We start from the raw sequence: 9,648 nt of genomic DNA on the forward strand, positions 1-9,648 counted from the left end.
TCAGGCCTCGAGGGAAAGGTCGAGACCGAGGTCGATCGCGCGGACGCTGTGGGTCAGCGCGCCCGAGGAGATGACGTCGACGCCGGTGGCGGCGATCTCCGGGATCGTCTCCAGGGTGACGTTGCCGCTGGCTTCGACGACGGCGCGGCTGCCCACGAGTTCTACGCCTTCGCGCAGCTGAGCCGGGGTGAAGTTGTCGAGCATGATGATATCGGCGCCGCCGTCGAGCACCGCGGGCACCTGGTCGAGCCGGTCGACTTCGACCTCGATCATCGTCGTATGCGGCAGACGGGCACGGGCGGTGCGGATCGCCTCGGCAACGCTGAGTCCGGCACCGGTGAGCACGGCGAGGTGATTGTCCTTGGCCATGACCGCGTCGGAGAGGCCGAAGCGGTGGTTGTGCCCGCCGCCGCAGACCACGGCGTGCTTCTCGAACGCGCGCAGCCCCGGAGTCGTCTTGCGGGTGTCGACGATGCGCGCCCGCCCGGCGGCGGCATCGACATAGGCGCGGGTCTGGGTGGCGATTCCGCTCATGCGCTGGCAGAAGTTCAACGCGATCCGTTCGGCCTGCAGCACCGCCCGAGCGGAACCGGCGACCGTGGCAAGCACCTGACCTGCGGTGAAAGCGTCTCCGTCGGCGGCAGCGAGGTCGACCGTGACGCTCTGGTCGACGAGTGCGAAGGCACGGGCGAAGACCTCGATTCCGGCGAGCACCCCGTCTTCGCGGGCACGCAGCTCGGCCCTCGCCGAGGCGGTGGCGGGGATGAAGACCTCGCCGGTGATATCGCCCCAGGGAGCGTCTTCGTCAAGGGCTGTGCGCAGTGCGGAATCGATGGTTGAAACGGTCAGCATGCGGAGGCCTCCTGAAGCAGAGCGGTGGGCGGAGTGGCGGTGGACGGCGCGGTCGTCGACGGCGTGAGTGTCGTATCCGTGCGGGTATGCGCGCCGAGGCTGTGCTCGCGGGCCAGGGCATGCCGAGCCATATGTTCGGCGATGAGGGCGAGATTCGCGGTCTCGAGTGCGTCGGCGAGGGCCGCAGCTGGGGTGGTGGGGTGATCATCGGCGTTGTGGGCACGGTTGGCGGAGGTGCCGGCATTGCGGGTCCCGTCGTTGCGGGCACCGTCACCGAGGCGGTCGAGCAGGGTCCGTAGGCCCGTGGCGGTGCGCTCCACGCCGAGATGAGCCCAGGTCAGGTCCTGCAGCTCGGTTCGTGTCAGTGCCGTCTGGTGGAGTGAACGGGACTGGGGGAGTGGGAGTTCATGGTCTCTGTTGACCGGCAGCGCGTCGATCGCCGCGGCGGCGCGGGCGGCGAAGACCGCGCCTTCGAGCAGAGAGTTCGAGGCCAACCGATTGGCTCCGTGCACGCCGGTGCACGCGACCTCGCCGATAGCGAAGACTCCGTGGATGCTCGTGCGACCATCGCGATCCGTGGTCACCCCGCCCATGAAGTAGTGGGCGGCGGGAGTGACGGGGATGAGGTCCCGGGACAGATCGAGACCGTGAGCGGCCAGACCGGCGGTGATGCTCGGGAACGTCGCCTGCACATCCGGGACGGCCCGCGCATCGAGGAAGCACGGGCGTCCGTCCTGAGCCGCCTGGCGACGGTGCAGGGCGAGTGCGACGACATCACGAGAAGCGAGCTCGGCGCGATCATCGATGTCAGTCATGAACCGGTGGCCGTGCTCGTCGAGGATGAGAGCGCCGGCCCCGCGGACGGCCTCGGAGATGAGGAAACCGGGACCTGGAAGGGCGGTGGGGTGGAACTGGAAGAACTCGAGATCGGAGACCTTAGCACCGGCGCGAATGGCAGCGGCCAAACCGTCTCCGGTGGCAGCTGCCGGGTTCGTCGTGTGTGCGAAGAGCTGCCCGACACCGCCGGTGGCCAGCACGATCGCATCAGCAGCCAGGGCCGCGACGCGGCCTTCGCGGAGCACGGTGACTCCGGTGGCTGTGGCGACTCCGGTGGCTCGACCCTGTCGGCGCTCGTGGGCGTCGGTGGTGAGGATGTCGACGAGCATCGTGTCCTCGAGGAGGGTGATTCGCCCTGCGGCGACTTCGGTGCGCAGCTTCTGCGCCAGGGCGGTGCTGATCGCCCGACCGGTCGCATCACCTCCGGAATGGAAGATGCGCGGATAGGAATGCGCCCCTTCTATACCCCTGGCCCAGGCTCCGGTCGGATCGGTGTCGAAGTCCACCCCCGCCTCGGCGAGGGAGACGATCGCGTCCCCACCGGCTTCGCACAGGGAGCGCACGGCCTCCGGATCACAGTGCCCGGCGCCGGCCGTGAGCGTATCGGCGATATGGGAATCGACCGTGTCGTCGGGTCCGATGACACCGGCGATGCCGCCCTGCGCCCACTCGGTGTTCGACTCGCCGAGGCGGCCCTTCGTCACGAGCGTGACCGTGTGGCGGCCGGACAGGTGCAGTGCCGCGGTCAGCCCCGCGATCCCGGAGCCTGCGACGATGACGCGGCTCATCAGATCCGCGGCTTCGCGGCGAGCATCCGCTCCAGGGACACACGGGCAGGTTCGGCCACCTCGGCGTCGACGGAGATCTGATTGACGACCTGTCCGTCGATGAGCGATTCGAGGACCCAGGCGATATAGCCGGGGTGGATGCGGTACATCGTCGAGCACGGGCAGATGACGGGGTCGAGGCAGAAGATCTCGTGCTGAGGGTGTTCGGCGGCCAGCCGCTGGACCAGGTTGATCTCGGTGCCGATGGCGAACGTCGTCGGTTCGGTCGCCTGTTCGATGGCCTTCGTGATGTACGCGGTCGATCCGGCCTCATCGGCGGCCTCGACGGTCTCACGCGGGCATTCGGGGTGAACGATCACGCGCACGTCCGGGTGCTCAGTGCGGGCCTTGTCGATCTGGGCGGGGGTGAAGCGTTTGTGCACGGAGCAGAATCCCTGCCACAAGATGACCCGAGCCTCACGCAGCGTCTGCTCGTCGTTGTTGCCCATTGGCCTGGCGGGGTTCCACAGCGGCATCTCGTCGAGACCGATGCCCATGTTCACCGCGGTGTTGCGGCCCAGGTGCTGATCGGGGAAGAACAGGACCCGCTGCCCGCGTTCGAACGCCCATTCCAGAACCACCTCGGCGTTCGACGAGGTGCACACGATTCCGCCGTTGCGGCCGCAGAAGCCCTTGATCGCGGCCGAGGAGTTCATGTAGGTGACGGGGATGACCGGGACGCGACCGTCGGCATCGGCTTCGGTGCCGAAGACCTCGGCGAGCTGCTCCCAGCAGTCTTCGACCTGGTCGATGCTGGCCATATCGGCCATCGAACAGCCTGCGGCGAGGTTGGGCAGGATGACCGACTGCTCCGGCTTCGACAGCAGGTCGGCGGTCTCGGCCATGAAGTGGACGCCGCAGAAGACGATGGCCTCGGCCTCCGGATGGTTCTGGGCGGCCTGGGCGAGCATGAACGAGTCGCCGATGTAGTCGGCGTGTTCGACGACCTCGACTCGCTGGTAGTGGTGGCCGAGCATGACGACACGATCGCCGAGGGCGGCCTTGGCGGCGCGGATGCGGGCATCGAGCTCCTCAGGCGCGGCCTGCTTGTACTCCTCGGGGATATCGCCCTGACGTGGGGCGGCGACCGGAATCGGGTCGGCCATCGAGGAACCGGGACCGTAGCCGGGACGTTCGTCGACATCCCACGGGGCATCGAGCAGGTCCGTCGAGCACATTTCGTCGTTCGCTCCCGAGGCAGAGATGTCCTTGAGGGTGAGTTCGATCGAAGCTGTTGTGGTCATCATCGTCCTTCGCTCGGTGGGCGGGACCCGTGCCTGAAGTGCCTCGCACGTGGTGAGAGCCGCCCGAAATCTTTTGCGCAATTGTGCGTTTATTTCTTTGCGCAGATTTGAGCTTAATCCTGTCGGCGGGCGATGTACAACTCGCCGGCGATGGCTCTGCGCCGGGGGATGCAATAGGCTGTGGTCTGGCTCGCAATCCGAGTCGATGCGCACTGCGGTGGGCGCCCCCGTGAGAGTCACCGAGGCTTCGGACCGAAGCGTCGGTCTCGCCCCGCCCGCGCCGGCACCGACGACATCGCATATCTGAAGGATTCTCATGCCCGAAGCGGCACACTCGAACCAGTTCACCTCCCCCTCCACCACCGGCATCGCGGGCAACGCTGCTGCCGGTGACAATGCCCCGGCCGGCCTCGGCGCCCCGGCCAGCCCCGACGCGACGGCAGGGGCCGCCTCGGCGGAACAACCAGCCCCGTACGGCGGTCCGGTGTCCGCACCGGCAGCGCCGACTCGGCGAATCCGGACCCTCGATCTCATCAAGGCCAAGGCCGAAGGCCGGCGGTGGGCGATGCTGACCAGCTACGACCAGTACACGGCGGCCCTGTTCGAGCAGGCCGGTGTCGAGGCCCTGCTCATCGGCGATTCGGCGGCGAACAATGTCTATGGCCACACGACGACCCTGCCGGTCACCGTCGACGAACTCATCCCGCTGGCCAGAGCAGTCGCCTCGGCGACGAGCCGGGCGCTCATCGTCGCCGACCTTCCATTCGGCAGCTACGAGATCTCCGATGAACAGGCCGTGGCCACGGCCGTGCGGTTCATGAAGGAAGCCGGAGTCCACGCGGTCAAACTCGAGGGCGGGGCGCGGATGGCCTCGCGGATCAAGGCGATCACGACGGCGGGGATCCCGGTCATGGCGCACATCGGCTTCACCCCGCAGGCCGAGCACAACCTCGGCGGCTACAAGGTCCAGGGCCGCGGCGACGCAGGCAGCGCCCTGCTCGACGATGCCCGCGCCGTGGCCGAAGCCGGAGCCTTCTCCGTGGTCATGGAGATGGTGCCCTCCGGGCTGGCCGGCCAGGTCACATCCGAACTGACGATCCCCACCGTCGGGATCGGCGCCGGTGCGGACTGCGACGCCCAGGTCCTCGTATGGCAGGACATGGCGGGCCTGCGTACGGGGAAGGCCCCGCGCTTCGTCAAGCGCTACGCAGACCTGCATTCCGTGCTCACCGAGGCGGTCGGCACCTATGTCGACGAAGTGAAGTCCGGGGTCTTCCCCGAGCCCGAGAGGAGCTTCGACTGATGGAGGTCGGCGGCATCCAGGCACTGCGCCGGTGGCGGGCCGAGCAGTCGGGCCGCATCGGTCTCGTCCCGACGATGGGCGCCCTGCACTCCGGGCATCAGGCACTCATGACACGTGCACGCGCAGAGTCCGAACTCGTCGTGGCCTCGATCTTCGTCAATCCGCTCCAATTCGGTGCCGACGAGGACTTCGTCCAGTACCCGAGGCCGATCGAAGAGGATCTAAGGAAGTGCGAAGAGGCCGGAGTCGACTTCGTCTTCGCCCCGGCGCTGGCCGAGCTATACCCGTCCGCACCCGAAGTGCGAGTCGTCGCCGGGCGCATGGGGGCCGTGTTCGAAGGCGCGGCCAGGCCCGGGCACTTCGACGGCGTGCTCACCGTCGTGGCGAAGCTCTTCACCCTCATCGCCCCCGACGTCACGGTATTTGGCCTCAAGGACATCCAACAGTTCGTCCTGGTCAAACGCATGATCGCCGACCTCAACTTCGATATCGAACTCATCGGCCTACCCGTCGTCCGGGACGCCGACGGGCTGGCCATGTCGAGCCGCAACTCCTACCTGGCGCCGGACGACCGTGCCCGTGCTCTGGCGATTCCACGGGCTCTCACCGCCGCCTCCGAGGTGGCCGAGCGAGGCCGTGGGGCGGCGGAGTCCGGCATCGGTGGCGGTTCTGGCTCTGGGGCCGGCACCAGTGGTATCTCTGCTGGCTTGCCCGCTGCCGTCGAGGCGGCCGCGCTCGCCGAGCTGGAGCCGGCTGCTGAACGTGGGGATCTCGAGATCGTCTACTGCAGTCTCGTCGAGGCCGCGACCCTGCGGCCGTGCCCGCCGGACTTCACGGGATCGGCTCTGCTGCTCGTCTCCGCGACGGTCGGTGGGACTCATCTCATCGACAATCTGCCGCTGGAATTCTGACGCGGTACGCAATTGTGATGAGTTTGTGAAGATTCTGTTGAGCGATCGACATATGCATATGTAACCGATCGAGAATCATCGACAACTGTGGTTTCAAATGTCGGCTATCAGTCGCCGGGCCCTTGTTCTCAGTGTTCGCTGAGAATAGACTCAAAATCAGCAAGAGAAAATGAAACTTGCCGATTCGCTGAGTTCGAAGGAGATAGGCGACATGCGAGATCTGGATATCTGGTCGGTCCTGACGAAAGTCAGACTGGCAATCGTCATTCTCATTGTCACCTGGATTCTCGCCGCCATCGTCAAATGGGCGATCGGCAAACTCGTCACCAAGGTTCCCGCACTTCAACGCGATGGAAGCAATGGTCAGCAGATCGGAAAGTCGGTCGGGCAGATCGCCGGTCTCGGCATCTGGCTGCTCGGACTCATCACCGTGCTCCAGCTGTTCAAGCTCGATCAGGTGCTGACTCCGCTGCAGGGTCTGCTCGATGGAATCTTCGGATTCCTGCCCAATATCATCGGCGCGGGATTCATCTTCTTCATCGGCTATGTCTTCGCGAAGATCGCCAAACAGCTCGTCCAGACCGCTCTCAACGCCGTGGATCTGACGAAGCTGACGTCGAAGTTCCGCTCGCTCGGCGACAAAGCCACCGGAGTGGCCGAGGGCGCCGGAAATGCTCAACCGCATCCCGACGCCACTCAGCAGTACGCCGCACAGGGTCAGCAGGGCATGCCGCCGCAGGGGCAGCAGGGTATGCCGCCGCAGGGCGGACACCCCGGTCATGCACCGAACCCGAACGCGAGGCGAACGCGAAGATCTCGAACCTCATCGGCAACCTGGTGTTCGGAATCATCATCATCGTCGTTGCGATCTCGGCGCTGCAGGTCCTCGGCATCAAGGCGATCTCGGAGCCTGCCCAGCAGATGCTACAGATCTTCCTCAACGCGATCCCGCTCATCATCGCCGCCGGCATCCTGCTGGCCATCGGCTTAGTCATCGCCAAGTTCCTCGGCAATCTGCTCGAACAGATCCTCCAGGGCATCGGCACCGACAAAGCCATCAACGAGATCGGGATCGTGCCCGAAGGCATCAGCGCCTCCAACGTGATCACCCGCCTCGTGCAGGTGGCGATCATGATCTTCTTCGCGATCATGGCCGCCCGGATGCTCGGATTCCCCGAGATCACGAACATCCTCAACGAGATCCTCGACCTCGGCGGCAGCGTGCTCTTCGGCGCTGCGATCATCGCCGCAGGATTCCTCATCGCTGCGATCATCGGCAAGTTCATCACGAGCAACCTCGCCAGCAAGGTGCTGCGCTACTCGGCGATCGCCCTGTTCATCGCCATGGGCCTGCGCTACATGGGCCTGGCCGATTCGATCATCAACCTCGCCTTCGGAGCCGTCGTCATCGGCGGTGCCGCAGCGGCCGCTCTGGCCTTCGGCCTCGGCGGACGAGAGGCGGCCGCGAAGATGCTCGACAAGGTCGACCTTGCCGAGACGGCCGAAAAGACGAACCCGGACGCCGTGGACAGCGGCGCACCGGGGACCGGAACGCGCACTGACGGAGGTGGCAGCGGGAACGGGGGAGCCTCCTCGGCGAATGAGAGCTGAGTGAGGGTCTGCCCACCGAACCGAAAGGGGCGGGGCACCGAGGATCGACCTCGGTGCCCCGCCCTTATCTTGTTTTCCGGGCAACCGCGGCTCAGATGGGGATCGCGATGACGGCGATGCCGATGCTGAGCAGGATGAGCGTGGAGGCGGCTTCGATGAAGAAGTCGGCGCTGCGGTGGGCCATCGCCGATGCCGCGAGACTGGCCAGGCATGCGAGGACAAGCTGGTACGACAGAAGCACGCCGAGGATCAGGGCGACGAGCACGGTGTAGTCGATGCCGGTCGGGGAAGCAGGGACGAGGGTCGGCAGGATCGCGAGGAAGAACAGGCCGACCTTCGGGTTGGACAGCGACGAGATGATGCCGCGGCGATACGACACGAACGAGCGCAAGTGGCCCCACGAGGTCGACTCCATGACGTGAGCGATCTCGGTCACGGGCCCGTCTGGGGAGTCGGGGGCGGTCGATGGGGTGGGGATGGCGTTCGTGGTGGGGCGGTCGGTCGCCTCGGCGGCCATCAGATCCCGACGCAGGCGAAGCGCCTGCCGACCGGCGAGGACGCCGAGGAGGCACAGATAGAGGCCGCCGCCGATCTTGAGCACCTGCACGGCAGCCGGGTAGACGGTCAGCAGTGCGGAGACGCCGGTGAGCGCGAGGACCATCCAGATCACGGTGCCCGTGGCCGTGCCGAGCGCATAGACGAGTCCGGCCTTGCGGCGCAGCGAGGACAGGCGGATCGTCAGGATCGTCTCGGGTCCGGGGGTAACGGCAAGCGCGGCCGCTGCTCCGGTGATGGTGAGGATCTCGGGTCCGGTCACGGCACTCCTTCGGGGATGATGGGAATGGTCAGCGGGGATGGTGCACGGGTGTCTCGGGGCATCGTTCGATGGCATCGGGAACGAACACCATTCTGCCGGAACCGATCAATCGGGAAAAGCAATTGATCACGAATGATCATCAGGCAGTGCCTAATGATTTATCCGGCGCTCAGCGGCTACTCTTGGAGGCATGTGGGATCTCAATCGTCTGCGGGTGTGGCGGGCCGTCGCGGCCACCGGTTCCGTGGTCGACGCGGCGAAGAATCTCAACTACACACCGGCGACCGTCAGTCAGCACATCACCACGCTGCAGAAGGCCGTCGGGGCGCCGCTCTACCGGCGGTCGGGGCGCGGCATCGAGATCACCGAGCTCGGCCGGCGTCTGGCCGATGATTCGGCGGAGGTCTTCACTGCGGTCGGCCGCCTCGACGATCTGGTCGAAGGCTTCCGCAGCGTCAGCAGGCCCCGGCTGCGGATCGCGGCGTTCACTTCATTCAATGCGCGCCTGCTGCCGGGCATCATCGATGCTGTGGCCCTGGAACATCCGGATCTGCGTTTCGACATCCAGCTCAACGAACCGGCGAAGAACCGCCGCGGGCACTGCCTCATCGAGATCCGCGCCGAGGCTCCGCAGGACGGGGAGAACCATCTGCCGGAGATGACGCGCATCCCGCTCTTCGACGACGACTATCGGGTCGTCGTCGAAGAGGGGCACCGATTCGCAGGCCGTGAGTCCGTGCCGTTCATCGACCTCGAGGACGAGCACTGGGTCGACTACGACATGTGGGCCGGCCCCTCGAGCAAGGTCGTCGACCATGCGTGCGCCGCGGCCGGATTCGAACGCAGAAGCTTCGCCGCCTGCGAGGACGACTTCGCGGCATTGGCCCTCATCGCCTCAAACATGGGCATCACGGTCCTCCCACGGCTCTCGACTCTGCAGCTGCCGCCCGGCCTCGTCGCCGTCGACCTCACCGACCCCGTCCCGATGCGCCGGGTCGTCATGCACATCCGCGACAAAGACGCGCACTTACCCCACGTCCGCGCCTTCGCCGCAGCCACGTCGAAAGCGGTCGAGTCTCACCTCGCCACCCTCTAATTGCTACCCGACGGCGGCCCAGCAACCTGGCGCCAGGTTGCTGGGCCGATCCTTCTATGTCTGTCAAGCCGGCGCGGGACTAGTTTCTAACCCGTTGAGAATCCTGAAGACCCGACGCGCTAGATACCATTTGAGCTTGCGTTTGAGCTC

The 9,648-nt window shown here is 66.1% G+C and carries 8 protein-coding genes and 1 pseudogene; 5 read left to right on the forward strand and 4 right to left on the reverse strand.

Features of this window, described 5'->3' with window-relative positions; translation table 11 throughout:
• The 3 genes from nadC to nadA are packed head-to-tail and all read right to left on the reverse strand — an operon-like array spanning position 1 to position 3,760.
• A complete protein-coding gene (nadC, locus tag HK108_RS17485; protein WP_181272464.1) occupies positions 1 to 852 on the reverse strand; it encodes a carboxylating nicotinate-nucleotide diphosphorylase in 852 nt (283 codons plus the stop codon).
• The gene (nadB, locus tag HK108_RS17490) at positions 846 to 2,477 is read right to left on the reverse strand and encodes an L-aspartate oxidase (RefSeq protein ID WP_181272465.1); all 1,632 of its coding nucleotides are present in this window, start codon (positions 2,475 to 2,477) and stop codon (positions 846 to 848) included. The genes nadC and nadB overlap by 7 nt, the downstream gene beginning before the upstream one ends.
• A complete protein-coding gene (gene nadA / locus HK108_RS17495) occupies positions 2,477 to 3,760 on the reverse strand; it encodes a quinolinate synthase NadA (RefSeq protein ID WP_181272466.1) in 1,284 nt (427 codons plus the stop codon). Before nadA ends, nadB begins: the two co-directional genes overlap by 1 nt.
• A gap of 316 nt (positions 3,761 to 4,076) precedes the next feature.
• Here nadA and panB point away from each other — a divergent pair, with 316 nt between their 5' ends.
• From panB to HK108_RS19010, 4 genes and pseudogenes are all read left to right on the forward strand, one after another.
• A complete protein-coding gene (panB, locus tag HK108_RS17500; protein WP_219922536.1) occupies positions 4,077 to 5,063 on the forward strand; it encodes a 3-methyl-2-oxobutanoate hydroxymethyltransferase in 987 nt (328 codons plus the stop codon).
• On the forward strand, positions 5,063 to 5,974 hold the full coding sequence (panC, locus tag HK108_RS17505; RefSeq protein ID WP_181272467.1) for a pantoate--beta-alanine ligase: 912 nt from the start codon (positions 5,063 to 5,065) through the stop codon (positions 5,972 to 5,974). Before panB ends, panC begins: the two co-directional genes overlap by 1 nt.
• A gap of 211 nt (positions 5,975 to 6,185) precedes the next feature.
• Positions 6,186 to 6,542 (forward strand): annotated as a pseudogene (locus tag HK108_RS19005) (mechanosensitive ion channel); the annotation flags it as partial.
• A 269-nt stretch (positions 6,543 to 6,811) separates the two neighbouring features.
• The gene (locus HK108_RS19010; protein WP_229664244.1) at positions 6,812 to 7,585 is read left to right on the forward strand and encodes a mechanosensitive ion channel; all 774 of its coding nucleotides are present in this window, start codon (positions 6,812 to 6,814) and stop codon (positions 7,583 to 7,585) included.
• Between the two features lie 91 nt (positions 7,586 to 7,676).
• Here HK108_RS19010 and HK108_RS17515 read toward each other — a convergent pair whose 3' ends face one another.
• Positions 7,677 to 8,402, reverse strand: coding sequence for a LysE family translocator (locus HK108_RS17515; RefSeq protein WP_229664243.1), 726 nt, complete (start codon positions 8,400 to 8,402; stop codon positions 7,677 to 7,679).
• A 190-nt stretch (positions 8,403 to 8,592) separates the two neighbouring features.
• Between HK108_RS17515 and HK108_RS17520 the strand changes: the two genes are divergently transcribed.
• Complete coding sequence (locus tag HK108_RS17520) at positions 8,593 to 9,498, forward strand: LysR family transcriptional regulator (RefSeq protein ID WP_181272469.1); 906 nt, start codon at positions 8,593 to 8,595, stop codon at positions 9,496 to 9,498.
• Positions 9,499 to 9,648 lie beyond the last annotated feature (150 nt).

This window comes from Brevibacterium sediminis (genome assembly GCF_013623905.1).
Classification (GTDB): domain Bacteria; phylum Actinomycetota; class Actinomycetes; order Actinomycetales; family Brevibacteriaceae; genus Brevibacterium; species Brevibacterium sediminis.